This window comes from Mesorhizobium sp. M7A.F.Ca.US.010.02.1.1 (assembly GCF_004023085.1).
Classification (GTDB): Bacteria; Pseudomonadota; Alphaproteobacteria; order Rhizobiales; family Rhizobiaceae; genus Mesorhizobium.
Genome location: NZ_RZRV01000001.1, coordinates 112,566 through 136,848, shown reverse-complemented (window position 1 = coordinate 136,848; position 24,283 = coordinate 112,566). Strand labels below are relative to the sequence as shown.

General features: G+C 64.2%; 26 protein-coding genes and 1 pseudogene. 14 read left to right on the top strand and 13 right to left on the bottom strand.

The window, feature by feature from the left end:
- Positions 1-7: 7 nt before the first annotated feature.
- Genes pcaG through pcaD form a run of 4 tightly spaced genes read right to left on the bottom strand, consistent with a single transcriptional unit; the run spans position 8 to position 2,573 of the window.
- Positions 8-622: a protocatechuate 3,4-dioxygenase subunit alpha gene (gene pcaG / locus EOA19_RS00665; protein WP_128302388.1), complete on the bottom strand. Its 615-nt coding sequence runs from the start codon at positions 620-622 to the stop codon at positions 8-10.
- A complete protein-coding gene (gene pcaH, locus EOA19_RS00660; protein WP_128302387.1) occupies positions 622-1,374 on the bottom strand; it encodes a protocatechuate 3,4-dioxygenase subunit beta in 753 nt (250 codons plus the stop codon). The genes pcaG and pcaH overlap by 1 nt, the downstream gene beginning before the upstream one ends.
- Positions 1,364-1,771, bottom strand: coding sequence for a 4-carboxymuconolactone decarboxylase (pcaC, locus tag EOA19_RS00655; protein ID WP_128302386.1), 408 nt, complete (start codon positions 1,769-1,771; stop codon positions 1,364-1,366). The genes pcaH and pcaC overlap by 11 nt, the downstream gene beginning before the upstream one ends.
- Positions 1,764-2,573, bottom strand: coding sequence for a 3-oxoadipate enol-lactonase (gene pcaD / locus EOA19_RS00650; protein WP_128302385.1), 810 nt, complete (start codon positions 2,571-2,573; stop codon positions 1,764-1,766). Before pcaD ends, pcaC begins: the two co-directional genes overlap by 8 nt.
- A 93-nt stretch (positions 2,574-2,666) precedes the next feature.
- On the opposite strand from pcaD, the gene pcaQ reads away from it, so the two are divergent.
- The gene (gene pcaQ / locus EOA19_RS00645; protein WP_128302384.1) at positions 2,667-3,584 is read left to right on the top strand and encodes a pca operon transcription factor PcaQ; all 918 of its coding nucleotides are present in this window, start codon (positions 2,667-2,669) and stop codon (positions 3,582-3,584) included.
- Between the two features lie 18 nt (positions 3,585-3,602).
- Here pcaQ and EOA19_RS00640 read toward each other — a convergent pair whose 3' ends face one another.
- Positions 3,603-4,535, bottom strand: a complete 933-nt coding sequence (locus EOA19_RS00640; RefSeq protein WP_245486017.1) for an aldose 1-epimerase — start codon at positions 4,533-4,535, stop codon at positions 3,603-3,605.
- 54 nt (positions 4,536-4,589) lie between these two features.
- Here EOA19_RS00640 and EOA19_RS00635 point away from each other — a divergent pair, with 54 nt between their 5' ends.
- From EOA19_RS00635 to EOA19_RS00600, 8 genes are all read left to right on the top strand, one after another.
- Positions 4,590-5,381, top strand: a complete 792-nt coding sequence (locus EOA19_RS00635; protein WP_128302383.1) for a FadR/GntR family transcriptional regulator — start codon at positions 4,590-4,592, stop codon at positions 5,379-5,381.
- Positions 5,378-7,105 carry an IlvD/Edd family dehydratase gene (locus EOA19_RS00630; RefSeq protein WP_128302382.1) on the top strand — a complete coding sequence of 576 codons (1,728 nt, stop codon included), beginning with the start codon at positions 5,378-5,380 and terminating at the stop codon, positions 7,103-7,105. The genes EOA19_RS00635 and EOA19_RS00630 overlap by 4 nt, the downstream gene beginning before the upstream one ends.
- Positions 7,106-7,116: 11 nt before the next feature.
- Positions 7,117-7,893, top strand: a complete 777-nt coding sequence (locus tag EOA19_RS00625) for an SDR family oxidoreductase (RefSeq protein ID WP_128302381.1) — start codon at positions 7,117-7,119, stop codon at positions 7,891-7,893.
- Between the two features lie 34 nt (positions 7,894-7,927).
- Positions 7,928-8,926 carry an AraD1 family protein gene (gene araD1 / locus EOA19_RS00620; RefSeq protein ID WP_128302380.1) on the top strand — a complete coding sequence of 333 codons (999 nt, stop codon included), beginning with the start codon at positions 7,928-7,930 and terminating at the stop codon, positions 8,924-8,926.
- A 52-nt stretch (positions 8,927-8,978) separates the two neighbouring features.
- On the top strand, positions 8,979-10,004 hold the full coding sequence (locus EOA19_RS00615; protein WP_128302379.1) for an ABC transporter substrate-binding protein: 1,026 nt from the start codon (positions 8,979-8,981) through the stop codon (positions 10,002-10,004).
- 75 nt (positions 10,005-10,079) lie between these two features.
- A complete protein-coding gene (locus tag EOA19_RS00610; protein ID WP_128302378.1) occupies positions 10,080-11,183 on the top strand; it encodes an ABC transporter ATP-binding protein in 1,104 nt (367 codons plus the stop codon).
- Positions 11,180-12,052, top strand: coding sequence for an ABC transporter permease (locus EOA19_RS00605; protein ID WP_128302377.1), 873 nt, complete (start codon positions 11,180-11,182; stop codon positions 12,050-12,052). Before EOA19_RS00610 ends, EOA19_RS00605 begins: the two co-directional genes overlap by 4 nt.
- Entirely contained in the window at positions 12,049-12,849 is an 801-nt protein-coding gene (locus EOA19_RS00600; protein ID WP_128302376.1) for an ABC transporter permease, read from the top strand. Before EOA19_RS00605 ends, EOA19_RS00600 begins: the two co-directional genes overlap by 4 nt.
- A gap of 15 nt (positions 12,850-12,864) precedes the next feature.
- On the opposite strand, the pseudogene EOA19_RS00595 reads toward EOA19_RS00600, so the two are convergent.
- From EOA19_RS00595 to EOA19_RS00565, 7 genes and pseudogenes are all read right to left on the bottom strand, one after another.
- Positions 12,865-14,256 (bottom strand): annotated as a pseudogene (locus EOA19_RS00595) (FAD-binding oxidoreductase).
- Between the two features lie 145 nt (positions 14,257-14,401).
- Positions 14,402-15,661, bottom strand: a complete 1,260-nt coding sequence (locus EOA19_RS00590; protein ID WP_127327037.1) for an ABC transporter substrate-binding protein — start codon at positions 15,659-15,661, stop codon at positions 14,402-14,404.
- A 48-nt stretch (positions 15,662-15,709) separates the two neighbouring features.
- Entirely contained in the window at positions 15,710-16,138 is a 429-nt protein-coding gene (locus EOA19_RS00585) for a DUF4440 domain-containing protein (RefSeq protein ID WP_023808818.1), read from the bottom strand.
- Complete coding sequence (locus EOA19_RS00580; protein WP_128302375.1) at positions 16,135-17,190, bottom strand: aldo/keto reductase; 1,056 nt, start codon at positions 17,188-17,190, stop codon at positions 16,135-16,137. The genes EOA19_RS00585 and EOA19_RS00580 overlap by 4 nt, the downstream gene beginning before the upstream one ends.
- Positions 17,187-17,540, bottom strand: coding sequence for a TIGR04076 family protein (locus EOA19_RS00575; protein WP_128302374.1), 354 nt, complete (start codon positions 17,538-17,540; stop codon positions 17,187-17,189). The genes EOA19_RS00580 and EOA19_RS00575 overlap by 4 nt, the downstream gene beginning before the upstream one ends.
- 1 nt (position 17,541) lies before the next feature.
- The gene (locus EOA19_RS00570) at positions 17,542-18,024 is read right to left on the bottom strand and encodes a DUF3830 family protein (RefSeq protein ID WP_128302373.1); all 483 of its coding nucleotides are present in this window, start codon (positions 18,022-18,024) and stop codon (positions 17,542-17,544) included.
- Positions 18,021-18,755 (bottom strand): GntR family transcriptional regulator, encoded by a 735-nt coding sequence (locus EOA19_RS00565; protein ID WP_127327034.1) that lies wholly within the window; start codon positions 18,753-18,755, stop codon positions 18,021-18,023. Before EOA19_RS00565 ends, EOA19_RS00570 begins: the two co-directional genes overlap by 4 nt.
- 127 nt (positions 18,756-18,882) lie before the next feature.
- Here EOA19_RS00565 and EOA19_RS00560 point away from each other — a divergent pair, with 127 nt between their 5' ends.
- Genes EOA19_RS00560 through EOA19_RS00540 form a run of 5 tightly spaced genes read left to right on the top strand, consistent with a single transcriptional unit; the run spans position 18,883 to position 23,612 of the window.
- A complete protein-coding gene (locus tag EOA19_RS00560; protein ID WP_128302372.1) occupies positions 18,883-19,680 on the top strand; it encodes an ABC transporter ATP-binding protein in 798 nt (265 codons plus the stop codon).
- A complete protein-coding gene (locus tag EOA19_RS00555; protein ID WP_128302371.1) occupies positions 19,677-20,426 on the top strand; it encodes an ABC transporter ATP-binding protein in 750 nt (249 codons plus the stop codon). The genes EOA19_RS00560 and EOA19_RS00555 overlap by 4 nt, the downstream gene beginning before the upstream one ends.
- Positions 20,423-21,331, top strand: coding sequence for a branched-chain amino acid ABC transporter permease (locus EOA19_RS00550; protein WP_128302370.1), 909 nt, complete (start codon positions 20,423-20,425; stop codon positions 21,329-21,331). Before EOA19_RS00555 ends, EOA19_RS00550 begins: the two co-directional genes overlap by 4 nt.
- Positions 21,328-22,311, top strand: coding sequence for a branched-chain amino acid ABC transporter permease (locus tag EOA19_RS00545; RefSeq protein WP_023808826.1), 984 nt, complete (start codon positions 21,328-21,330; stop codon positions 22,309-22,311). Before EOA19_RS00550 ends, EOA19_RS00545 begins: the two co-directional genes overlap by 4 nt.
- Positions 22,308-23,612, top strand: coding sequence for an FAD-dependent oxidoreductase (locus EOA19_RS00540; RefSeq protein WP_128302369.1), 1,305 nt, complete (start codon positions 22,308-22,310; stop codon positions 23,610-23,612). Before EOA19_RS00545 ends, EOA19_RS00540 begins: the two co-directional genes overlap by 4 nt.
- 8 nt (positions 23,613-23,620) lie before the next feature.
- Here EOA19_RS00540 and EOA19_RS00535 read toward each other — a convergent pair whose 3' ends face one another.
- On the bottom strand, positions 23,621-24,277 hold the full coding sequence (locus tag EOA19_RS00535; RefSeq protein ID WP_023808828.1) for a GntR family transcriptional regulator: 657 nt from the start codon (positions 24,275-24,277) through the stop codon (positions 23,621-23,623).
- Positions 24,278-24,283 lie beyond the last annotated feature (6 nt).

The following is a 24,283-nucleotide window of genomic DNA, read 5'->3' as shown; positions in this document are numbered from 1 at the left end:
CTGAGCATCAGCTATCGAAGAAGACCGTTTCCTTCTCCCCCTGGAGATGGACGTCGAAGACATACATATCGCCTTGGCGCTCGGCGATCAGCGTCGGCACGCGAACGCGGTGCTCGATACGCGCGAGGATCGGATCTTCGGCATTGGCCTTTTCCTCGTCGGAGAAATACAGCCTTGTGTGCAGGCCGAGATTGATGCCGCGGGCGACAATCCAGAGCGTGATGTGCGGCGCCATCAGGCGGCCGTCCCGGAACGGCACGCGACCCGGCTTGACCGTCTCGAACGTGCAGAGGCCGGTGTCCATATCGGTCGGGCAACGGCCCCAGCCGAAGAAATTCGGATCGGCAGCACCACGCAGTTCGGCCGGCGAATTGTAGAGCCCATCCGCATCCGCTTGCCAGATCTCGATCAGCGCGTCCTTGAGCGGCGTGCCGGTGCCATCGAGCACCCGGATGCGCAGGCCGATGCGCTCGCCCTTGGTCTTGTCGTTGACCATGGTGGCGCCGAGATCACTGGGATAGACGCCGCCGATGCCGCAGAAATTGGGTGTCAGCCCGATATGGACGTAGGGTCCGGCGGTCTGCGAAGGGCTTTCCCTGAGCCGGTCGAGCGACTGGGCCATCAATTGCCCTCCAGCCTGTTTTCGAACAGCGACGCGCGGCGCCCGCGCAGCACGATGTCGAACTTGTAGGCGCGCGCGTCGAAGGGGATCGTCGCTTGCATGTCGAGCGCGGCGATCAGCGTCTCAACGGCTGCCTTGTCGGGAATGCCGCGCGCGATCGGGCACTGCCAGATCAGCGGGTCGCCCTCGAAATACATCTGCGTGATCAGCCGCTGGGCAAAGCCGTGGCCGAACACCGAGAAATGAATGTGCGAGGGGCGCCAGTCGTTCGGCCCATTCGGCCAGGGATAGGGTCCAGGCTTGACGGTGCGAAACGCATAGCCGCCGTCCTCGGTGGTGAGGGCTCGGCCGCAGCCGCCAAAATTCGGGTCGAGCGGCGCCAGATAGCCATCCTTCTTGTGGCGATAGCGGCCGCCGGCATTGGCCTGCCAGAATTCGAGCAGCGCGCCGGGCACGCCAACGCCTCGCTCGTCGAGCACTCGGCCATGGACGATTATCCGCTCGCCGAGCGCGCTCTCGCCGGGCCTGGCGAAATTGTGGATCAGGTCGGCGTCAAGTTCGCCCAATATTGCGTGGCCGAAAACGGGACCTGCAATCTCCGACAGCGTGTTGTCGAAGGCGAGCGGTGCTTTTTGCGGCGAGCGCAGCACCGAGGTTTTATAGTTCGGCGTCAGAGCCGGCGGATGCCAGGTCCGGTCGCGCTGGAAGAAGGCGCCGGTCTCGGGCCTCGTCGCGCCGGACTCAGCGGGCATTCCTGGCTCCGTCCATTTCCGAAAACACGTCCTTGGCTATTCTGAAGGCACGGTTGGCTGCCGGCACGCCGGCATAGATGGCGACATGCAGGAACGCCTCGCAGATGTCGTCGCGCGAAGCACCGGTGTTGGGGGTGGCGCGCACATGCATGGCGATCTCCTCATCATGGCCGAGTGCGGCCAGCAGCGCCAGCGTGACGATCGAACGCTCACGCTTGGTGAAGCCCGGCCGCGCCCAGACGGTTCCCCAGGCAGCCTCGGTGATCAGCTCCTGGAAAGGCTGGTCGAAATCGGTGGCGGCGATTTCGGCCCGGTCGACATGGCGGTCGCCGAGCACCGAGCGCCGCACCGCAAGGCCGGTGCGATATCTGGCTGCGTTGCCGGGGACTTCATCCATGGGTTTCTGCTCCAGGGGCAAGCGATGCGATAAAACTGCGAATCAGAGCGGTGAGCGCCTCAGGCTGTTCGACGCAAGGAATGTGCCCGGCATCGCGGATGATCTCGAAGCGCGCGCCGGGGATCAGCGCAGCCAGCGAGCGGACGAGATCGGGAGGCGTCGAGCCATCCTGATCGCCGGCGACGCAGAGCGTCGGTACCGCGATGTGGCGCGCGCTGTCGGTGAAATCCGCATCGCGAACGGCCGCGCAAGTCCCGATGTAACCTGCAAGCGCTTGCCTGGTCATCATGTTCCAATAACCGTCCAACTCGGCCAGACGCGCCGCGTGGAAGGCGGGGGTGAACCATACTTTGAGCACACCGTCCGCCACGGCCTGGATGCCCTTGCTTTCGACCGTCGCGATGCGTGTGTTCCAGCTGTCTGTCGTGCCGATCTTGTGGGCCGTATCGCACAGGATCAGGCCCTCGACCATTTCAGGGCGCCTGGCATAGAGCCCCTGCGCGATCATGCCGCCGACCGACAGGCCGCAAAGCACCACCTTGCCGAGACCGAAATAGTCGATGAGCGCCGAGAGATCATCGACATGATCGTCGATCGACCTGATATCGCCGATGTCGGAGAGCCCATGGCCGCGCTTGTCGTAGACCAGCAGCGGCATTTCACCATTGAGCGCCGAGACAATTTCGTCCCAGATGCGGAAGTCGGTGCCGAGTGAATTGATGAATATGATCGGGCACGCATTGCCGGTCGCCTTGATGTGGCGATGGTGCAGCGTGATGCCGCCGATGGTGACGAATGGCACGATTTCGATCCTCCATCCCCACATTGCACAAGGCGTTTGGTTCGGTAAAATGATATTTTGTGCCGTTTCATTAACTCAGGGGTTATCAAATCCATGTCCCAGAGCCGCATCCGGTTCCGTCACCTGCAGGCATTCCTGGAAGTTGCGCGGCAGGGAAGCGTGGCACGAGCGGCCGACTTGCTGCATGTCAGTCCGCCGGCTGTGACCAAGACATTGCGCGAGTTGGAGGAGGCGCTGGGTGTTGCGGTGGTGGAGCGCGACGGCCGCGGCATCCGACTGACGCGCATCGGCGAGATCTTCCTTCGCCATGCCGGCACGGCGATCACGGCACTCAAGCAAGGCGTCGATTCCGTCCGCCAGGACGGAGCGGTCAGCCGGCCCCCAATTCGCATCGGCGCGCTGCCGACAGTGTCGGCGCGTGTGATGCCGCTTGCCATGAGCCTGTTCCTCAAAGAGGGCACCGGTGCGGCGATCAAGATCGTCACCGGCGAGAATTCGGTGCTGCTCGAACAGTTGCGCACCGGCACGTTAGATCTCGTCGTCGGACGGCTGGCGGCACCGGAGAACATGACCGGCTTCTTCTTCGAGCACCTCTATTCTGAACCGGTGCTGTTCGTGGTGCGCGCGGGACACCCGTTACTCGATCCGGGACAGGATGTGTTTGCACGGCTCGACGAATTCCCGATGCTGATGCCGACGCGGGAATCGGTCATCCGCCCCTTCGTCGACCGCCTGTTCATCACCAACGGCATGACGGCGCCGGCAACCGAGATCGAAACCGTCTCGGACTCCTTCGGCCGCGCCTTCCTGCGGCAGAGCAATGCCGTCTGGATCATTTCGGCTGGCGTCGTTGCCAACGAACTCGGCAGCGGCGCCTTCGTCGCCTTGCCGGTCAACACCGAGGAAACCAAGGGACCGGTCGGCCTGACCATGCGCACCGACACGGCCCCCTCGCCGGCCTTCTCCATCCTGCTGCAGACCATCCGCGAAGCGGCAAGGCAAAGCAGTTGATGCGGCTCAGACTGGCGATCAGGCCGCCTGCGAAGGCGTGAAGCGAACGCTTGCGGATCGCATTTGCCCGGGTGCCAATACGATGCAGCCAGTGTCGATGCCCGCGTTCCTGCGATTGAAGGAATCGGTGATGTTGCTGACCGGTTCGGCGCAAAAGAACGGCTCGCCGGGCGGCGTGTAGAGGACGAGGAAATCGAGCGGCGCCTCGGCCTCGATGTCCAGTTGCCGCCCACGCTCCGGCCAGGAGATCCGGGCACGGCGCGTCCATCCGGTGAAGACCGTGTCGAAGTCCGTCTCCGACACGTCGAAGCCGGTGGTAGGATTGGAGCCAGCGGGCGGCAGGACGTGCCGGGTGGGCAGGATTTCCGCATCGGTCTCCCACATGCCGGATACCTGCGCCTGGACATGTGTCCACGGTGTCGACGGGAAATAGGGATGGAGGCCGAAGCCTGCCGGCATCGGCATGTCCGAGAGGTTGCGCAGCGAAAGGGCAATGATCAGCCCGCCATCGACCAGCGAGATCGCTTGCCTTGCCTCATAGCTCCACGGCCAGGAATCGGCGGCATGGCGATAGGATAGGAGAGTGGTGCTGGCTTCGTGCCGGACGACTGTCCATGGCCGACGCCAGCCATGGCCATGCTCATGATGCGGATCTTCCGGGCTGGTCGGCAGTTCGACGGTGCGGCCCGCGAATGCGAAGCGCCCGCCCCTTATGCGATTGGAATAGGGAACCAGCGGGAAGCAGGCCATGGCGCCGGCATCGCGGCTGTCGATCGCCGCCTGATCCGCAGGACGCAGCCAATCCACGACGGATCCGTTTTGCCGCCAGCGATACGACGCCAGCGCGCCGCCGGCGGCCGGGGCAATCTCTACAGTCGCAATGCCATCGCTGATCGAGACCAGCTCTTGATGCCGCTCGGCAACGGCAGCGGAATTCTTTGTCACCGGCATTCCCCCTCCCTTGACTCCAGTCGCAATGCCGATAAGACATATCATATGAATAGTATGAAGAATAAGAAATCTTTCAGCACGGCGCGCACGTCGAGGGTTGCGGTCGCGGTCTCCAGCGGCTCGACGGCGTTGCACGCGACCGTCGTCGAACAGATCGGATTGCGCATCGTGCAGGGCGATTTCCTGCCCGGCGAGGCACTGCCCAATGCCGACGATTCCAGCGAGATGCTGGGGGTCAGCCGCACGGTGCTGCGCGAGGCGATCAAGGTGCTGGCCGGCAAGGGACTGGTCGAATCGCGGCCGAAGACCGGCACAAGGGTGCGTCCCCGTGCCGACTGGAATTTCCTCGACCCGGACGTCCTGTCATGGCGCTACGCAGGCGGCGTCAGCGCCGACGATGTCCGGGCGCTGTTCGAGCTGCGCCGAGCCATCGAGCCGATGTCGGCCGCACTTGCCGCGCAACGCGCCACGCCGGCGCAGATTGCCGAGATCAATGCCGCGCTGGCCGAAATGGAAGCGGTGGTTGACGACGGCGACCGCTTCGCCAAGCCCGATCTTTTGTTCCATCAGACCATCCTGCGCATGACCGGCAATGAGCTGATCGGCTCGCTGGCGGCACTGGTCGAAACCGCATTGGTGATGAGCTTTCGCCTCTCCAACGACAATCCGGACGGGCAGCGTCATTCTTTGCCGCTGCATCGGGAAGTGGCCGAAAAGATCGCATCCGGCGACGCCACTGGTGCGCAAAACGCGCTGCTGGTGCTCATCGACAATGCCGAGGAAGACGTGCGCCGCAGCGTCCAAAGCCGCAACAAGCGCCGCCAGGATCGGGAACAGACATCGTGACCGACACCAAACGCAAGCTGCGGTCCGAGGCCTGGTTCGGCGGTGAGGGCAAGAACGCCTTCATGCACCGCAGTTGGATGAAGAACCAGGGCATCCCCGCCGACGCTTTCGATGGCCGCCCGGTGATCGGCATCTGCAACACCTGGTCGGAACTGACCCCATGCAATGCCCATCTGCGGGCGCTGGCCGATCACGTCAAACGCGGCGTCTATGAAGCGGGCGGCCTGCCGCTCGAATTCCCTGTGATGTCGCTCGGCGAGAGCAACATGCGCCCCACCGCCATGCTGTTTCGCAATCTGGTTAGCATGGATGTCGAAGAGTCCATCCGCGGCAATCCGATCGACGGCGTCATCCTGCTGGTCGGCTGCGACAAGACCACGCCGGCACTCTTGATGGGCGCTGCGTCGTGCAACCTGCCGACCATCGCTGTTTCCGGCGGGCCGATGCTCAACGGCAAGTTCCGCGGACAGGATATCGGCTCGGGCACCCATGTCTGGAAATTCGCCGAGGAAGTTAAGGCCGGCCGGATGCCGGTCGCCGACTTTCTCGCCGCCGAGCAGGGCCAAAGCCGATCTGCGGGCAGCTGCATGACAATGGGCACGGCCTCGACCATGGCCAGCATGGTCGAGGCGCTCGGCATCGGCATGCCGGACAACGCCGCGATCCCCGCGGTGGATTCGCGCCGTGGCGTGCTCGCCCAGATGGCCGGACGCCAGATCGTCGACCTCGTCCGCAGGGACGTGACAATCGCGCAGATCCTCACCCGGGAAGCATTCGAGAACGCCATTCGAGTCAACGGCGCGATCGGTGGCTCGACCAATGCGGTGCTGCATCTGATCGCCATCGCCAACCGGATCGGTGTCGATCTCAGCCTCGATGACTGGGACCGCCTTGGCCGGGACATTCCAACTATTGTCGATTTGATGCCGTCGGGCCGGTTCCTGATGGAAGATTTCTACTACGCCGGGGGGCTAGCTGCGGTCATGGCGTCGCTTGATGAAGTGGGGCTTCTTCATCGCGACGCCATGACCGTCAGCGCCAAGACCATCGGTGAACTGATCGACGGCGCGCCCAACTACAACAGCGAGGTGATCCGGCCGCTGAGCCAGCCGCTGACCAAGGAAGGCGGCATCTCCATCCTGCGCGGCAATCTGGCGCCTGACGGGGCAGTCATCAAACCGTCCGCGGCAACGCCCGCGCTGATGCAACATCGCGGCAAGGCGGTGGTGTTCGAGAACATCGAGCACTACTACGCCCGCATCGACGATCCGGAGCTGGACATCGACGCCTCCTCGGTGATGGTACTAAAGAATTGCGGACCGCGCGGTTATCCCGGAATGGCCGAGGTCGGCAACATGCCGCTGCCGGCGAAACTGCTGAAGCAAGGCGTCTCCGACATGGTGCGCATTTCGGACGCGCGCATGAGCGGCACCGCCTACGGCACCGTGGTTCTGCACGTGGCACCCGAAGCAGCCGCAGGCGGCGCGCTGGCGCTGGTGCGCGACGGCGATCTTATCGAGCTCGATGTCGCCGGCCGCCGGCTGGAGCTTTTGGTATCGGACGAAGAGCTCGCAATCCGCCGGCGTGACTGGAAGCCGCCGGCGCCGCCGGAAGGCGGCTATCAGAGCCTTTATGTCGAGCGCGTGCTGCAGGCCGACAAGGGCTGCGATTTCGACTTTCTCGTCGGTCGGCGCGATGCCGGCATTCCTCGGCATTCGCACTAGAGAGGCGCGCGATGACGGATGAAATCGGCTATGCGATCTATCCAAGCCTCAAGGGCCGCAGCGTCTTCATAACCGGCGGCGGCAGTGGCATCGGCGAAAGCCTGGTGCGCCATTTCTGCGCGCAAGGCAGCCGCGTCGCCTTCGTCGACATGGCCGAGGAGCCTTCCCGGCGTCTGGTCGACGCGATCTCGGCCGAGGGACATGCCGCGCCGCTGTTCATTCCCTGCGACCTGCGCAACGTCGAAGAGTTGCAGGCGGCAACCGTTCAGGCGATGCAGCACAACGGCCCTATCCAGGCGCTGTGCAACAATGCCGGCAATGACGACCGCCACCAGACCAAGGACGTGACGGTTGCCTACTGGGACGACCGCATGGCGGTCAATTTGCGCCATCAGTTCTTCGCGGCGCAGGCGGTGCGTCCACAGATGAACGCGCTGGGCGGCGGCTCGATCATCAATTTCGGCTCCATCACCTGGATGGTCGGCGATCCGGATTGCCCAGCCTATGTCACCGCGAAAGCGGCTGTTTACGGCATGACGCGGGCGCTGGCTCGCGAACTCGGCCCCGAACGCATCCGCGTCAACTGCATGGTGCCGGGATGGGTGATGACAGAGCGCCAGATGCGGCTGTGGCTGAACTCGGCCGGCGAACGCCAGATCGCGGAAAGGCAGTGCCTGCCCGACCGGCTGCAACCCTCCGATATCGCGCGCATGGCGCTGTTTCTCGCCGCAGACGACAGCCGCATGTGCACGAGCCAGCAGTTCATCGTCGATGCGGGCTGGGTGTGACCCGTACGGCTCCAAGGGAAGAAGGTTAGTATTCATGCGTCTTGTTCAGTTCAGAATGGCCGACGGCAGCAGAGGGGTTGGCCGTGTCTCGGATGACGGCAATCATCTGCACCCGCTCGAAAAGACCGGCAGCGTGCTGGAGCTGGCCGAAGCGGCAATTGCCCAGGGCACGTCGATCGCAGCGCTGGTCGAGAAGCAGACGGGCACAGCGAAAATCGACTACGACCAACTGTTGCGCGATGGCCAGGTGCTCGCTCCGGTCGACCATCCGGAACCGGCGCGCTTCCTGGTCACCGGGACCGGCCTGACCCACACGGGAAGCGCCGCCGCGCGCAACCAGATGCATGTTCTGACCCATGGCGAAGGCACCGAGGAATCGGATTCGCTGAAGATTTTCCGTATGGGCCTGGAAGGCGGCAAGCCTGCCGCCGGGCAGATCGGCATCCAGCCCGAATGGTTCTTCAAGGGCGTCGGCACCTGTGTCGTGCCGCCCGGCGCGCCGCTACCGATGCCGGCCTTCGCGCGCGCCGGCGCCGAAGAGGCCGAGATCGTCGGCCTCTATCTCAACGGGCCGGACGGCCGCCCCTATCGGATCGGCTATGCGCTCGGCAACGAATATTCCGACCATGTGACGGAGGGCGAGAACTACCTCTACCTCGCCCATTCCAAGCTGCGCTCCTGCTCCATCGGACCCGAGCTGCTGATCGGCGACCTGCCCGACGAAGTGCGCGGCCATTCGCGCATCCTGCGCGACGGCACCGTCATCTGGGAGCAGGAGTTCCTGTCGGGCGAAGCGCACATGTCGCACTCGATCGCCAATCTCGAACACTTCCATTTCCGCTACCCGATGCACCGCAGGGCGGGCGACCTGCATGCCTATTTCTTCGGCGCGGCGGTGATGAGCTACGCCTCCGGCGTCAAGACGGCTTCCGGCGACGAGTATGAAATCCAGGCACAGACATTCGGCAAGCCACTGCGCAACCGGATGGTGTCGGTGCCGGACGAGGGACTGGTCGCTGTTACCCAGCTGTGACGGCGCAGGCCCGGAAATTACGGTCCACCAGAACGACAATGGGAGATTAAAAATGGGACTGAAGAAAGCGTTTCTAAGACTAGCGACAATCGGGCTCGGCATCGGCCTGATGACATCGGCGGCACTCGCCGCGAACCTGCGGGTACTGGCCTGGGACGGCTACGCCGATGCCGACTGGGTCAATGACTTCACCGCCGCGACCGGGATCGGCGTCGATGTCGTCTTCATCGGCAGCGACGACGAGATCTGGGCCAAGATCAAGGGCAGCGAAGGCCAGGACTTCGACGTCTTCGCCGTCAACACCGCCCAGTTGCAGCGCTACATCAAAGCCGACCTGGTGTCGCCGATCGACGTCACGAAGCTCGCCAACCAGAAAGAAGTGCTGCCGCGCTTCCGCGACCTGACGGCGGTCAGCGGCGTGACCAAGGACGGCAAGGTCTACGGCATTCCGTTCTGCTTCGACTCCATCGGCCTGATCTACGATACGGACAAGGTCAAGCCGGCGCCGACCTCGATGTCGGTTCTGTGGGACCCGGCCTACAAGGGCAAGGTTCTGGCCTATGACAATGGCGAGCACAATTTCTCGTTCACCGCACTGACGCTCGGCTACAAGGATCCGTTCAACCTCAACGAACAGCAGATGGCGGCGGTCAAGGCCAAGCTGGTCGAACTCAAGCGCAACGTGCTGAGCTTCTACACCACCGCCGACGAGGCGCAGCAGATCTACCAGAACAATGACGTGGCTCTGATCTGGGCCAATTACGGCCAGCAGCAGGTCAAGGCGCTGCAGAAGATCGGCGCCCATGTCGCCTACGTCAACCCAAGCGAGGGCGCGCTCGCCTGGCTCGACAACTGGGTCATTTCCAAGGGTGTCCGTGACAATGCGGCAGCCGAGAAATGGATCGACTTCACGCTGAGCAAGAAGGTCGGCGGCGAGCTTTCCGAGCGCACCGGCTTCGGCAACACGGTGACGGAAACCGGCAGCGCCGGTGGCAACGACACGCTGGTCTGGCTCAACAATGTCGAGGACCCGCTCAAGCGGTCGGACATGTGGAACGAGGTCAAGGCGACGCCCTGATCTTTCCGCACCATGCCTTCGAAGGACCAGGCGGTCCGGAATTCCGGACCGCCGAAGCGTATGCGAGAGTATTTCATGAACCAGAACACCGACCTCTTGACGCTGCGGTCCGTCTCGAAATCCTACGGCACGGTTCCCGTGCTGCACGACATCGACCTGTCGATCCGGGACGGTGAGTTCCTCACCGTTCTTGGACCATCCGGCTCCGGCAAGACCACGGTGCTGCGGCTGATCGGCGGGCTGGAGCCGCTGACGTCGGGCGAGATCCACCTTGATGGGCAAGACATCAGCCGCATGCCGATCAACCGGCGGCCGTTCAATACCGTGTTCCAGGACTATGCGCTGTTCCCGCACCTGACCGTTTCCGGCAATGTCGGCTACGGGCTTTCGGTTCGCCATATCCAGCGCAAGGAAATCGCGCGCCGTGTCGCGGAGGCGCTGGAGTTAGTCCAGCTTGGGCGTTTCGCCGACCGCTTTCCCGCGCAGCTCTCCGGCGGCCAGCGCCAGCGCGTCGCGCTCGCCCGTGCTCTGATCTGCCAGCCGCGCCTGATCCTGCTCGACGAGCCGCTCGCAGCACTCGACCTCGAACTGCGCCGGCAGATGCAGATCTTCCTGAAATCCATCCAGCGCGAAATCAAGACCACCTTCCTGTTCGTCACCCATGACCAGGAAGAAGCCATCGGCATGGCCGATCGGATCTGCGTCATGGAGGCCGGTCATATCCGCCAGCTCGGCACGCCGCACGACCTTTACTACAGGCCGAATTGCGAGTTCGTCGCGCGTTTCTTCGGCGAGAACAATCTGGTGGCCGGAAAACTTGGGGCCGTCCAGGGCGAGCTGCGATCAATTGAAACGACGCTGGGCCGCCTGGTCTGCTCGATCAGTGACCAGCCGCATTTGAAGGCCGCAGCGGATAGCGCCAGCGCCTACGCTGCGTTCCGTCCCGAGGCCTTGCATCTTGCAGACGCAAAGGACACCGACAACCGTTTTTCCGGCACGATCTCCGACATGGCCTTTGCCGGCTCGTCGAGCGTCGCCACCATCGCGGCAGGCCCAGACAATGCTGCGCAACGCTTGCGGCTGCGCGTGCCGAGCCGCGTCGACGGCAGCGCGCTCAAATCCGGCGAGGCTGTATCGCTTTCGTTTGCGCCGCATGAAGGCCATCTGGTGCTCGCATGAGCGAAGCCGGCTCGACACTCACTGCGGAAAGACGACTGTCGCTGCTGGTCACGGTGCTGGCGTTTGCCTTGCCGGTGGTCTTCGTCCTGGTGCCGCTGGCGATCTTCCTCGGCTACAGCTTCTTCAGTGTCGACCAGGGCACCATCGTCTACGGGTTGTCCCTGGGCAACTATGTCAGGTTCCTCACCGACCCAGTCTTTCTGCCGGTGTTCTGGAACACCATCGTGCTGTGCGTGTCGGTGGCCATCATCTGCATCCTGCTCGCCTATCCCGCCGCCTATTTCCTGACGACACTGAAAGGCCGCTGGCGCTATGCCTTGCTGATGCTGCTGCTGGTGCCGCTGCTGATGAGCTACGTCATCAAGATCTATGCGATCCGCAGCATCCTCGGCCTCAACGGCTTCCTCAACAAGGCACTGGTGGCGCTCGGTATCCTGCAGGAACCGTCGACGCTTTTCGTGTTCAACATGAACGCCATCCTGCTGACGCTGACGTTGTTGCTCATTCCCTTCGCCATCCTGCCGATCTTCCTGTCGCTGGAGCGGATTCCGCAGGTGCTGCTGCGCGCATCCGACGATCTCGGCGCGAGCGGCTTGCAGACCTTCCTGCGCATCACCTTGCCGCTCAGCCTGCCCGGCGTCGCCTCGGCGGCGAGCTTCGTCTTCGTGCTGGCGATCGGCGATTTCCTGACGCCGCAAATGGTCGGCGGGATCAGCGGCTTCACCTTCGGCCGCATCCTCTACAGCCAGTTCGGCACGGCTTATAACTGGCCGTTCGGCGCCGCGCTGTCGGTGGCTTTGGCAGTCGTGGTGATCGCGGCAATTCTCGTCGGCGAACGCTTCGGACGCAACCGGGGGATTTCGGTATGAGCGCCCTGCCCCGACTGTCCACGATCTTTCTGGCCGCGATCACGACACTGGTTGCGGTGCTGCTCTACAGCCCGCTGTTCGTGCCGATCGTGTCGTCGTTCTTCACCATTTCGCATGGCTCCGTCGACTGGTCGGCGCCGACCCTGTCGACCTATGTGGCGCTGGCTGAAAACCACGACATACTGGTCGCCTTGCGCACCACGCTGATCGTCGGCGTCTGCACCGTCATCCTGTCGGTGGTCAGCGGAACGCTGCTGGCGCTCTATTATCATGGGCGCCGCTCCGGACGCTCGCTGCTGCAGTTCATCATCTTCCTGCCGTTCCTGATGCCTCCGATCATCAGCGGCCTGGCGCTGCTGATCTTCTTTCGCGAAATCGGTCTCGAACGCTCGCTGCTGACGGTCGTCATCGGCCATACGGTTTTCGTGCTGGCGATCGTCTACCGCACGGTGCTGATGCGGCTGCAGTCGATGAGCCGCACGCTGGTCGAAGCGTCCTACGATCTCGGTGCCACGGGCTGGCAGACCTTTTGGCGCATCATCCTGCCGAACCTGTCGAGCGCCATGGTCGGCGGCGCCATCCTGGCCTTCGCCCTGTCGTTCGACGAGACCATGATCACCATCCTGGTCACCGGCACGCAAAGCACGCTGCCGGTCAGGTTGTGGGCGATGATGCGGCTTGGCTTCTCACCCGACATCAATGCGCTGGTGGCGCTGATCCTGATGTTCACCGTGCTGCTCTGCGTGCTTGCCGCCCGCTTTCTCATCCCCAGACAGCTCGCAACGGAACGGACTTGAGATAGCGGGCAATCGTCATCGGGAGAAGGCGGTCGGGTTGAGGTCGAAGACCCGTCCCCGATTGAGGATGTTTCTGGGGTCAAGGGCTGTCTTCAGCCGCCGCATCGTGGCGATCTCGGCGTCGCTGCGGACCAGATGCAGCCACTTCTTCTTGTCGAGGCCGATGCCGTGTTCGGCCGAAACGCCGCCACGCCGCGATAGACGATGTCATATGCCGCCGCCGCATCGACCGTGCGGACCTGGTAATGCAGATTGCCGTCGCCGAGATGGCCGAAGAAATAGATGTCGGCGCCGGGATCGACGGCGTGGATGGCTGCGTCCGCCTCTTGCAGGAACGCTCCCATGCGGGCCAACGGGATGCTGATGTCGACGCCGATCAAACCCTTGATCGAAAACAGGACGCGATTGGCGTCCTCCCGCACGTCCCACAGAGCGCGAAACTCGCGCGGCGATTGCGAGACCACCACATCGTCGATGACACCGTCTTCGACCGCCTGCATCAACACCTCGGCGAAGCGCTCGCCGTCGCGTTCCGGCTGACTGCCCTGGATCTCGGCCAGCACATAGACGGGCGAGCCTGCCGGCAGCGGCGCCGGCATAGCCATGCTGGCGACCATGAGGTCATAGAGCGGTGCGAAGTTGACCTCATAGGCGGACAGGAGCGGGCCGAGCTTTTGCCGCAGCAGCCCAAGCAGGGCGATTGCCGCATCGAGCGAAGAGAGCGCGCAGAAAGCGTTCACCTCGGACGCCGGCTTGGGATGCAGCCTGAGCGCGGCGCGGGTGACCACGCCGAGCGTTCCTTCCGTGCCGATAAAGAGCTGACTGAGGTCGTAGCCGGAATTGTCCTTGGGCAAGCCCTTGAGCGAGGTCATCACGCTGCCATCGGCAAGCACGGCTTCCAGTCCCAGAACCTGAGCGCGGTACATGCCGTAACGCAGCACGCGGATGCCGCCGGCATTGGTGGCGATGTTGCCGCCGACCGTCGCGGAGCCGCGTGCGCCGATATCGACGCCGAACATCAGCCCGGCGCTGTCGGCCGCCTCCTGCACCGCCTGCAGCGTCGCGCCCGCTTCGGCGACGATGCTAGCAGCCTGGCGATCCGGAACGGCGAGGTCGGTCATGCGCTCCAACGACAGCACCACCTCGCCCGGCTGCACACGGGCGGCGCCTGCCAGGCTGGTGCGTCCTCCCTGGACGACAACCGGCTGGCTGAGATCGTTGCAAACCGCCAGCGCTGCCGCGACACCTTGTGTGTCGCGCGGGGCGCAGCACCGCTTCGGGAAGCGCCCCCAGCTTGCCGTCGGGATCGTCACGATAGCGCTGATCCACCTCCGGACCGGCGAGCACGCCGCCCGCGCCCAGCCGGTCGCCGAGCGCAGAGAGGAGCTGTTGGATTTCAGGCGACATCGGCCGATCCTATCCATGATCGCCTGCCGGTCAAACGCTCGTCCACGCAAAGCGACGTCGTCCGTGCCCGTGGTAATGCAAAACAGGACAATCGTCCGGTATCGACCACGATGGGATCGTGATCGATACCGGAGAATAGGTAGTCTTACTGAAGTTTCGCTTGCAGGGCGTTGACGTCGTCGGTGGTCATTTCACCGTCGGTCGCCACCTTGCCATCGACGATCTTCCACAGCCGGAACGGGCCGGTGATGTCGCCATATTTGTCGAAGGCGACAGGGCCGATGACGCCTTCATAGCGGATCGGCTTGCCGTCCTTGATCAGGCCAAGCGCCTTGGCGAACTCTTCCTTGCCGGCAAAGATCGGCGTGCCGGCCGGATCGACCGCCTTGTACATCGCGTCCTTGATCTTGGCCGGATCCTCCGAACCGGCAATGGCGATGGCGAGGCCAACAATCGCGCCGGCGTCATAGGAACGGTCGGCTGCCGGATTGGTCGGTTCGATGCCGGAGAATTCCTTGTAGTTCTTGGTGAAGTACTCTGTCGAAGCGGTCGGGCTGGTGCCGGACGAGGTGCCGTAGGCTTCCTTCAGATAGTCGGCGCCGACGGACTCGATGAAATCAGGGCTGTTCATGCCGTCATTGAGGAGGAATTTCTGCACGCCGCCCTGCGAGATCCAGGTACGGGCGACCGTTGCACCGTCGACCGGCGTGCTGACGAGATAGAGCCCGTCCGGTTCGCCGGCCATCGCCGCCGTGACTTCGGAGGCATAGCTCGACTGCTTCTCGTTATAGGGCGTGTCGGAGACGATGGTGCCGCCGAGCGCTTTATAGGCACGCGAGAATTCGGCCACCATGTTGACGCCGAAATCGTTGTTGACGTGGATGATCGACAGTTTCTTGAAACCCTTGTCGACGGCGTATTTGGCGGCGGCGACGCCCTGCAGCGCATCCGAGGTGATGGTGCGGAAGAAGATGCCGTTGGTCTTGCCGTCGCGGCCGAGCGCGGTCAGCGTCGGCGAGGACGAAGCCGGCGAGACCTGGACGATCTTGGCTGGCGCGGTGACGGAGGTCAGGATCGGGATCGACACAGACGAGATGATGCCGCCGATGATGACCGGCACCTTCTTGACCTGAACCAGCTGGGTGGCTGCGTCGACCGCTATGTTGCCCTGGCTCTGGCTGTCGCGCGTATCGGTGACGAGATCGCAGCCGCGCACACCGCCGGCTCCGTTGATGTCGCGGAAGGCCATCTCGACCGACTTGGCCCCGGCCTGACCGTATTCGCCGGCCGGGCCGGTCAGTTCCATGACGAGGCCGACGGTGATCTTGCAATCGGCTGCCTGCGCGGCACCCGCCATCGTGACGAGGGCGAGCGCGGTGGTGAGTTGGAGTATCGTCTTTGTCATTGTTGTTCCCCTTTCGTTACTCGACTGTATTTGAATTCTGGAGCCTGTTCAGCGTTCCGGCACCTGCAGCCAGGTCTCATGCAGATGTCGCCATTCGACGCCGTTGGGCGCCGATGAACTGGTGGTGAAGACGGCGCTCGACTGGCGGCGGCTGTGCTTGCCTGCGCGCAGCTGCGCTTCGACATAAAGGACGACGATGGTATCGGCGTCCTGCCAGCCGGGCCGGATGTCCTCGATCGAAATGGCAAAACCGTCGTCGCAAGAGGCGCGGCTTGAGCGGACATGGTCGACGACCGCTTCGCGATCGAGGACCTGCCCGTCCGGCGCCACCATGCTGAGGTCTTTACCCATGGCGCGTTCGAAGCGGCCGAAGTCCACCGTGTTGGCGCGCGCGGCGACGAACCAGTCGACGAAGAAGCGGTGCAGGTCGATGATTTCGGCGCTGGCGCGTGAAAACAGGGAGGGTTCGCCGCTCATTTCTTCCCCGCATTGAGGTTGTAGTGCATGATCGAACCGTGGCGTCCGTGGCGGTCGCGCTCCAGCGTGTAGACGTCGCCCTCCAGGCCCGTGCCTTGCGCGATGACGGCCGCAATCCGCGCCCGGTCCTCGGCGTCAAGCGCCACGTCCATGATTTTCGCATTGGCAATGGCGTGCGCCTGGTTGCGGGCACCGACGATGACAGCCGCCACTTGCGGCTGTTCCAGCACCCAGGCGCTGGCGATGGTGGCAATGTCGACGCCGTGGCGGTCGCCAATGGCTTTCAGTGCCTGAAGCAGGTGCTGGAACAGATCCCAGCCGCCGAAATCATCGATGATCAGCTTGTATTTGACCAGCGAGCGGTTTTCGAGCGGCGTGGCGGGTTCGGCCGCACCGAGCCATTTGTCGCTGAGGAAGCCGCCGGCAACCGAGCCGTAACAGAGGAAGCCGACGCCGTTCTGTTTTGCGAGTGCCGCCAGGCTGTTGCCCGGCCGCTGGTCGAGCACGGAATACTGCAGCTGTTGACTGACAAGCGGGATGCCGGCGGCGAGGATTTCGGTGAGCCGCGGCGTATCGAAATTGGTGGTGCCGAGATTGCGCACCTTGCCTTCCAGCCGAAGCTCGTTGAGCCAGCCCATCGCCTCGACATAGCGAGGCTGCGCATAGTCCCACCAGTGGAACTGGACGAGATCGAGCCGCTCGGCCTTCAGCCGCCGCAATGACTGGTCGACGATGCCCCTGATGTAGTCGCGGCTGATGCTGGCCAGCCGTTCCAGGTCGGGCACCAGCTTGGTGTGCACCTTCATCCGGGCGGCGACGTCGAGGCCGCGCTCGCTGGCCAGCCGCAGGCGCGCCGCGCCGATGAGCTCCTCGACACCGGTGTAGATGTCGGCGCAATCATAGGTCCAGATGCCGGCATCGAAGGTGGCGATCAGATCGGCAACCGCTTGGCTGCGGTCGATGGCGCCGTGGCCGCCGGCCAGCTGCCAGCCGCCGCGAATGACGCGCGAGATGGTGTAGCCGGGGCCGAGTTCGAAGGTCTTGGCGGTCATGTCAGGTCATCCTCCTTCGGCAGCGGCACCGCTGTGGTCTCGGCGTGGCTGAACCGTCGCTTGGCCACCCTGACAATCCGGAGGCGGCTGGCGCAATTGGGATCGGGACAAGCGATCTCGGCGTCCGATGTCATCCAGTCGTTCGGGTGGGTCGGGCGCTGCTTGGCCGCCAGCAGCGGCAAGACGGCGGCGAGCGAATAAATCGAAAAGCCCTGCCCTGCCGGCATCGACAGCATCTCGCCCTTGAGCTCGAAATAGTCACCGGCCCTGGCGCCGCAATAGATCGGCTTGCCCTCCGGGATGACCACCTCGACGCGAAGATCGAACAGCTCGAAACTGTCGTCGGCCATGTCAAGCCTCCACCAGACTGAAGGTGACATCGCAGGCGCCGTTGCGCCGGATGCCGCCGCAAGCGGCGGCGAACTGATCGCGCTCCCCGGCACGCACCTGCGCCACCACGCTGCCGGCCAGCCAGCCGATCGGGAACAGGAGCCGCGCACCCTGGCCGTAATAGAGGCCGATGTCGAAGATCGCATTGGGATTGCCGCCCCACATGCGTGGCGGCACATAGGACAGCACGATGTCGCCCGGCTGCGGGTTCAGCGTTGCGTTCTCGGCCGGCAGCGGTTTTGCATAGGCCTGGCCCTCGAGGTCGGCTGGTGGAACCGGACAGGAAATCTCCGGCCCCGTCCACATCGCGTGGATGCCCGGAACAACGCGTGGCGTGCCGAGATAGGCCAAGAGGAAGGCAGCGTTTTCCGGTGCCTTTTCGGGCAGCAACAATGCCGTGACGGAAAGCTGCGAGCGCGGCTCGGTGATCCTGATGGCGGTCATGTCTGGTCTTTCGCGGCGGCAGCCTGCAGCTTGCTGCGCAGAAAGGTGAAGGGGCGGCTGATGTCGGCGACCAGCGACTCGCGCGCCGCCTGCGCATCCTGCGTGGACAGCGCCGTGACGATGCGGCGGTGATACTGGGCGGTGTCGACCTCGCCGGCTTCCGAGAAGGCGTAGATGGCGACACGGATGCAGGGGCCCGATTGCAGCCACAGGCTCTCGATCATCGGGATCAGCACGGCCGAACCGCAGGAGCGGTAGATCTCGAAGTGAAAGCTCTGGTTGAGCGTCACTTCGCGATCGACGTCCTTCTTGTGTTTCAGCGCCCGCATCTCGTCCCATTCGCCGAGAATGGTCTCTATGGTGGCGATCTGGCGCGGACCCATGCGGGCGGCGGCAAGCGCGATCGCCTCGCCCTCGATCAGGATGCGGGCCCGCAAGAGATCGTCGAGGCGTTCCAGCGTGATCGGCGGCACGCGCACCGAACGGTTGGGCAACGCCTCCAGCGCCTTTTCGGTGATCAGCCGGCCCAGCGCCTCGCGCACCGGCATAGTCGAGGTGACCAGCGCATCGGCCAAGCCACGGATGGTCAGCACCTGGCTTGGTTCGAACAGCCCGCCGATCAGGGCACGGCGCAGTTCGGAGTAGACGCGGTCCTGTACCGTTTCGCGGCCGACCGGCGCAAGTTGGGCCGCGATCGCCTCGTTGTTCTTTTCGATGGCAGCCTTTTGCATGGAATTCCGTTCTTGGCCGGTTTTCGGCTTGCGGATCAAATTAAAGCCGAATAGCGTGATCAAAGCAAGTGTGATCACAAATCAATAATCAGAAGGCGGCAACGATCGTCTTCGGCCAGAGGGTTTGATGAGCGAGGCAACCAAACGGCAAGGGGAAACCCGCGCGCCGGTTCTGACGGCAAGAAATGTCGTCAGGCGGTTCGGCGGCCTTGTCGCGGTCAACGATGTCTCGTTTGAAGTCAAAGCGGGAGAAATCCTCGGCCTGATCGGCCCCAACGGCGCCGGCAAGACGACGATGTTCGACCTGCTTGCCGGAAGCATCCTGCCGACCAGCGGTGAAATCCTTCTCAACGGTACGCCAGTCTCGGGCGAAGCCGCACATCTGCGCATCGGACGCGGTCTCGGCCGCACCTTCCAGATACCGCGCCCGCTGCCCAATCTGACGCTGATCGAAAACATCATGCTGGCGGCACAACGTCAGGCCGGCGAAAAGCTGCTCGCCAATTTCGTCACGCCATGGCGCGTCGCCGCGCAGGAAAGAGCCGCCAGGACAAAGGCGCTCGAACTGCTGGAACTGGTCACCCTCACCCGCCTCGCACACGAGCCGGCGCGCGTGCTTTCCGGCGGCCAGCGCAAGCTCCTCGAACTCGCCCGCGTCATGATGGCCGACCCGGCGATCATCCTGCTCGACGAACCGGCCGCCGGAGTCAACGCGACGCTGCTCGAAGTCATCATAGACCGCATCCGCGATATCAACGCGCGCGGCATCACCTTCCTGCTCATCGAGCACAATATCGACATGGTGACGCGGCTTTGCCATCGCGTCCTCGTCATGGCGAGCGGCCAGCTGCTCAGCGAAGGCACGGCAGAGGAAGTCGCCCGCGACCCACGTGTCATCGAGGCCTATCTCGGAGGCGCGGCATGAGCGAGATCGTCCTCGATGTCCGCGACCTCGAGGCCGGCTACGAGCCCGGCGTGCCGATCGTGCGCGGCGCCTCGATCATCGTCGCCAAGGGTGAGATCGTCGTCGTGCTGGGCCCCAACGGCGCCGGCAAGTCGAGCTTCATCAAGGCAATCGCCGGCCTCGTCCCGATCACCGGCGGCACGGTGTTTCTGGACGGCAAGGACATCACGGCCGCGCCTGCCCACACCATGGTTCGGCTCGGGCTTGCCTTCGTGCCGCAGACCGAAAACATCTTTCCGCTGATGTCGGTCGAGGACAATCTCAAAGTCGCCTGCGGCATCCTCGAACGGCGCGAGATCCCTGGCCGCATCGAGGAGATGTATTCGGCCTTCCCCGATCTCGTGCGCCAGCGTCGCACCGCCGCCGGCAATTTGTCGGGCGGGCAGCGGCAGATGCTGGCCGTCGCGCGCGCGCTGATCGTCCACCCCAAAGTGCTGGTTCTGGACGAGCCGTCGGCCGGCCTGTCGCCGAAATTCGTCTCGATGGTGTTCGAGATGCTGGCCGGCATCCGCAAGTCCGGCGTCACCATCCTTTTGGTCGAGCAGAATGCCAAGGCGGCACTCGCCATCGGCGACCGCGCCTATGTGCTGGTCGAAGGCAAGGACCGGCACGAGGGCATCGCCTCCGAACTATGGAACGATCCGGTGGTCGCCGAACTCTATCTTGGCCAGCGCCCCCGTAAGGCCGACACGGGAGGTGCGGCATGAGCCTGCAATTTGTCGTCGACGGATTGCTGACGGGTTCGATGATCGGCCTCGGCGCCATCGGCGTGACGCTCACCTATTCGATCCTGCGCTTCTCGAACTTTGCCCATGGCGACTTCATGGCCTGGGGAACCTATGCGACGCTGGCCGTCGTCAGCGCCATCGGCGCGACAGTCGGCAAGGTGGCGCCGATCGCACCGTTGTCCTTCGGCTGGCCGCTCATTGTTGCGCTCGCTATCGGCATGGCCTTCACCGCGCTCTTGGCGCTGCTGCTCGACAAGGTGCTGTTTTCGCGGCTTCGCTCGCAAGGCCAGGCGATCATCGTGGTGATGGCGAGCTTCGGCGCCTCGATGGCGCTGAGAAGCTTGCTCGAATTCACTTTCACCTCGCGGCCGACCTATTTCAGCCGGGCAATCCAGATCGCCATGCCGGTCGGCTTCGGCATCCGCATCACGCCCGACCAGATCGCCCTGCTGCTACTGACCGCGGTGCTGGTGCTCGGCGTGCATCTGTTGATGACGCGCACGCAAACCGGCCGCTCGATGCAGGCCCTGAGCCAGAACGCGGCACTGGCCCGCATCGTCGGCATCGATGTCGCCAGCGTGGTGCGCGTCACCTGGGTCATCGGCGGGGCGCTGGCCTGCGTGGCCGGCGTGATGATCGGCATTCTGGTGCAGATCCGCCCGTTCATGGGTTTCGACATGCTGCTGCCGATGTTCGCTGCCGCCATTCTCGGCGGCATCGGCAGCATTCCTGGCGCGGTGCTCGGTGGCTTGATCATCGGGTTCGCCGAAGCCGGTGCAGTACAGCTGATCGGAGCCGAGTGGCGCGCCGCCGTCTCCTTCATCATCCTGATGGCGGTGCTGTTCGTGCGGCCTATCGGCCTGTTTGGTGTGAGGGAACGCTGATGGACCTGCTCGGCTACGGCGCCTTCTTCCTGACCACCGCGCTGATCTTTTCGCTGGTCACGCTGGGGCTCAATCTGCAATGGGGGCTGACCGGCCTGTTCAATGTCGGCCTCGCCGGCTTCGTCGCCATCGGCGCCTATACATCGGCGCTGCTGACCACACCGGACGATGCCGCGCGGCTGGGCGGCTTCGGCCTGCCGATCCTTGTCGGCTGGCTCGGCGCCATGGTTGTCGGCGGCATCGCCGCGGCGCTTACCGGCATGGCGACGCTGCGGCTGAGATCCGACTATCTTGCGATCACCACCTTCGGCGTCGCCGTGGTGGTGCAACTGGTCGCGCTCAACGCGCAGAAGCTGACCGGCGGCCCGTTCGGCATCGGTTTCATCCCGCGCCCCTTCGGCAGCCTTGCCGAGACGCCGCTGCTGTTCAACCTGTCCAACCTCGCGGTCGTATCGGTGGTGACGCTGATCGCCTATCTCGCTTTGGAGCACCTGTCGCGCAGCCCATGGGGGCGGGTTTTGAAGGCGTTGCGCGAGGATGAGCGGGCGGCGATCTCGCTTGGCAAGAGCGCGCGTTTCTACCGCGTCCAGGCCTTTGCCGTCGGCGGCGCCATCATGGCGCTGGCCGGCGCGCTGCAGGCGCACTTCACCGGCTTCATCGCGCCGGACAATTATTTGCCGATCCTGACCTTCCAGGTCTGGGTGATGCTGATCGTCGGCGGCTCGGGCAGTAATCTTGGCGCCGTCATCGGCAGCATCCTGGTGTGGGCGATATGGGCCGGATCGGGCACGCTGACCAGCATCCTGTTCCCGCCGGAACAGCAGGCTCGCGCCGCCGCGCTGCAGATCGCCGCCATCGGCGTCATGCTCTGCGTCATCCTGCTGATCCGGCCGAACGGCCTGTTCGGCGACAGGCCGCGGCGGCGCCGCTTCAGCAAGCGGGCGAAGATCGCTGCGGGCGAGAGCAGTTCCGGCTCATGAATGCCGTGATCCGGCAGGAGGCACAAGGCGCTTCGCTCTGGCATGCCGTCAGCGGTAGCCGCCGCGAGCGGCCGGCGCTGCAAGGTGGGCTCAATGTCGACCTGGCCATTGTCGGCGGCGGCTTTTCCGGCCTTTCAACCGCGCTGCACGCCGCCGGGAAAGGCCTTTCCGTCGCCGTTCTCGAAGCCGAATTCATCGCCTGGGGCGCGACCGGCAGGAATGCGGGATTTGTCGTGCCGAACTTCGCCAAGATGGACCCGGCCGACATACTGGCCCATCTCGGACCGTCGCGCGGCGAAAGGCTGATCGATTTCGCCGCCGGCAGCGCCGACCTGGTCTTCCGCCTGATCCGGCAGCACGGCATCGACTGCGACGCCGTGCAGAACGGATGGATCCAGCCAGCGCATTCGCCTGCCGCCTTCGAGAAGGTCAAGTCACGTGCCGGGCAATGGGCACAGCGTGGCCGGCCGGCTGTCACATTGGATCGGCAGGATGTCGAAGCCCTGACGGGAGTGCCAGGTTATGTCGGTGGCTGGATGGATCGTTGCGGCGGCGTGCTCAATCCGGTCGCCTATGCGCGCGGGCTCGCCGATGCGGCGGAGAAGGCCGGCGCGAAGATCTTCGAGCAGACGCGCGTCACCTCGGTTGATCGCATAGCCGATGGCTGGGTGCTGAAAACGCCGGTGGGATCGGTACGCGCCGCAAAGGTGCTGATCGCCACCAACGCCTATGGCTGGTCCCTCAACCCGTCATTGCAGCGAACCTATTTCCCGCTCAAGGTTTTCCAAATCGCCACGGCGCCGCTGCCGCCCGAAATCCGCGCGCGCCTGTTACCCGGTGGGCAAGGTGTCGGCGACACCAGGCGCAATCTGTTCACATTCCGCTTCGACGCCGAAAACCGGCTGATCAGCGGCGGCATGCATATCCTTGGCGCCGGTGCGGATACGCGCGTACCGCAGACGATCTGGCGAAGGCTTGGCCGGCATCTCGGTCTGCCCGATCTCCCGCCGCTTGCCTACAGCTGGTCGGGAATGGCGGCGGTCGAACCGGATTTCCTGCCGCACCTGATCGACCTCGGTCCGGGCCTGATCGCCGGACGCGCCTGCAACGGCCGCGGCATCGCCATGACCACAGCGATGGGCAAGGTGCTGGCCGACTGGGCCGCTGGAACCGAGGCCCGCGACCTGCCGCTGCCCTTCGCGCCACCGGCGCCTATCCCGTTCCATGCCTTGCTGCGGCATGCGCCCAACATGCTGCTCGGCTGGAGCATGCTGCGCGACCGGCTGGACGGGACGAGCTAGGCCGACGGCTACCTGGCAGCGTCAAGGTTTGCAGATAATACGGCGGCCGCCACGGCGATGTCCTCTTCTATGAAAGTCCGCACAGTGGGACCGCTGCGCCGCTCCAGCGCGGCGACGATCTTGCGATGCGCGTCGTTGGACTGCGGGATGTAGCGATCGGCCTGCATCAGCAGCTTGAGATAAGGCCCAACCCGCCCCCAGAGGTCGCGGATCATGTTGAGCAGGATCGGCGCGCCGGCATGCTGGTAGATGGCGAAGTGGAACGCCTCGTTCAACGAGAGATAGGCCCTGGCGTCGCCGGCCTCGATGGCACGCTGCATGCCGGCGAGCGTCGCCTGTATGTCAGCCAGTCCGCTTTCGCTCATCCTGGTCGCCGCCATCTCGCCCGCCAGTCCCTCGACGGCGATACGGATGCGCGTCAGTTCCTCGAAGGCGGGCGCGGACAGCAACGGCACGATGACCGAGCGGTTGTTCTGCATCTCGAGCAGTCGCTCGGCGACAAGCCGCTGCAGCGCCTCGCGGATTGGCGTCGTCGAGATGCCGAACGTTTCGGCGAGCTTGCGGATGACCAGCGTCTGCCCCGGGCTGAAGCCGCCTGAAATCAACTCCTGCTTGAGCGCGCCATAGGCGCGGTCATTCAGGGTTTGATGTTCGAGCTTCAGCATGCGTTC

Excerpts from the sequence above, each read along its gene's own strand:
- EOA19_RS00570 (WP_128302373.1), bottom strand. The coding sequence starts at position 18,024 with ATGACCGCCATCAGGATCACCGAGCCGCGCTCGCAGCTTTCCGTCACG.
- pcaQ (WP_128302384.1), top strand. The coding sequence starts at position 2,667 with ATGTCCCAGAGCCGCATCCGGTTCCGTCACCTGCAGGCATTCCTGGAA.
- EOA19_RS00615 (WP_128302379.1), top strand. The coding sequence starts at position 8,979 with ATGGGACTGAAGAAAGCGTTTCTAAGACTAGCGACAATCGGGCTCGGC.
- pcaC (WP_128302386.1), bottom strand. The coding sequence starts at position 1,771 with ATGGATGAAGTCCCCGGCAACGCAGCCAGATATCGCACCGGCCTTGCG.
- EOA19_RS00580 (WP_128302375.1), bottom strand. The coding sequence starts at position 17,190 with ATGACCGCCAAGACCTTCGAACTCGGCCCCGGCTACACCATCTCGCGC.
- EOA19_RS00540 (WP_128302369.1), top strand. The coding sequence starts at position 22,308 with ATGAATGCCGTGATCCGGCAGGAGGCACAAGGCGCTTCGCTCTGGCAT.
- EOA19_RS00600 (WP_128302376.1), top strand. The coding sequence starts at position 12,049 with ATGAGCGCCCTGCCCCGACTGTCCACGATCTTTCTGGCCGCGATCACG.
- pcaG (WP_128302388.1), bottom strand. The coding sequence starts at position 622 with ATGGCCCAGTCGCTCGACCGGCTCAGGGAAAGCCCTTCGCAGACCGCC.
- EOA19_RS00555 (WP_128302371.1), top strand. The coding sequence starts at position 19,677 with ATGAGCGAGATCGTCCTCGATGTCCGCGACCTCGAGGCCGGCTACGAG.
- EOA19_RS00605 (WP_128302377.1), top strand. The coding sequence starts at position 11,180 with ATGAGCGAAGCCGGCTCGACACTCACTGCGGAAAGACGACTGTCGCTG.
- EOA19_RS00560 (WP_128302372.1), top strand. The coding sequence starts at position 18,883 with ATGAGCGAGGCAACCAAACGGCAAGGGGAAACCCGCGCGCCGGTTCTG.
- EOA19_RS00635 (WP_128302383.1), top strand. The coding sequence starts at position 4,590 with ATGAAGAATAAGAAATCTTTCAGCACGGCGCGCACGTCGAGGGTTGCG.
- EOA19_RS00575 (WP_128302374.1), bottom strand. The coding sequence starts at position 17,540 with ATGGCCGACGACAGTTTCGAGCTGTTCGATCTTCGCGTCGAGGTGGTC.
- pcaH (WP_128302387.1), bottom strand. The coding sequence starts at position 1,374 with ATGCCCGCTGAGTCCGGCGCGACGAGGCCCGAGACCGGCGCCTTCTTC.
- EOA19_RS00625 (WP_128302381.1), top strand. The coding sequence starts at position 7,117 with ATGACGGATGAAATCGGCTATGCGATCTATCCAAGCCTCAAGGGCCGC.
- EOA19_RS00585 (WP_023808818.1), bottom strand. The coding sequence starts at position 16,138 with ATGAGCGGCGAACCCTCCCTGTTTTCACGCGCCAGCGCCGAAATCATC.
- EOA19_RS00550 (WP_128302370.1), top strand. The coding sequence starts at position 20,423 with ATGAGCCTGCAATTTGTCGTCGACGGATTGCTGACGGGTTCGATGATC.
- EOA19_RS00640 (WP_245486017.1), bottom strand. The coding sequence starts at position 4,535 with ATGCCGGTGACAAAGAATTCCGCTGCCGTTGCCGAGCGGCATCAAGAG.
- EOA19_RS00610 (WP_128302378.1), top strand. The coding sequence starts at position 10,080 with ATGAACCAGAACACCGACCTCTTGACGCTGCGGTCCGTCTCGAAATCC.
- EOA19_RS00590 (WP_127327037.1), bottom strand. The coding sequence starts at position 15,661 with ATGACAAAGACGATACTCCAACTCACCACCGCGCTCGCCCTCGTCACG.
- EOA19_RS00535 (WP_023808828.1), bottom strand. The coding sequence starts at position 24,277 with ATGCTGAAGCTCGAACATCAAACCCTGAATGACCGCGCCTATGGCGCG.
- EOA19_RS00565 (WP_127327034.1), bottom strand. The coding sequence starts at position 18,755 with ATGCAAAAGGCTGCCATCGAAAAGAACAACGAGGCGATCGCGGCCCAA.
- araD1 (WP_128302380.1), top strand. The coding sequence starts at position 7,928 with ATGCGTCTTGTTCAGTTCAGAATGGCCGACGGCAGCAGAGGGGTTGGC.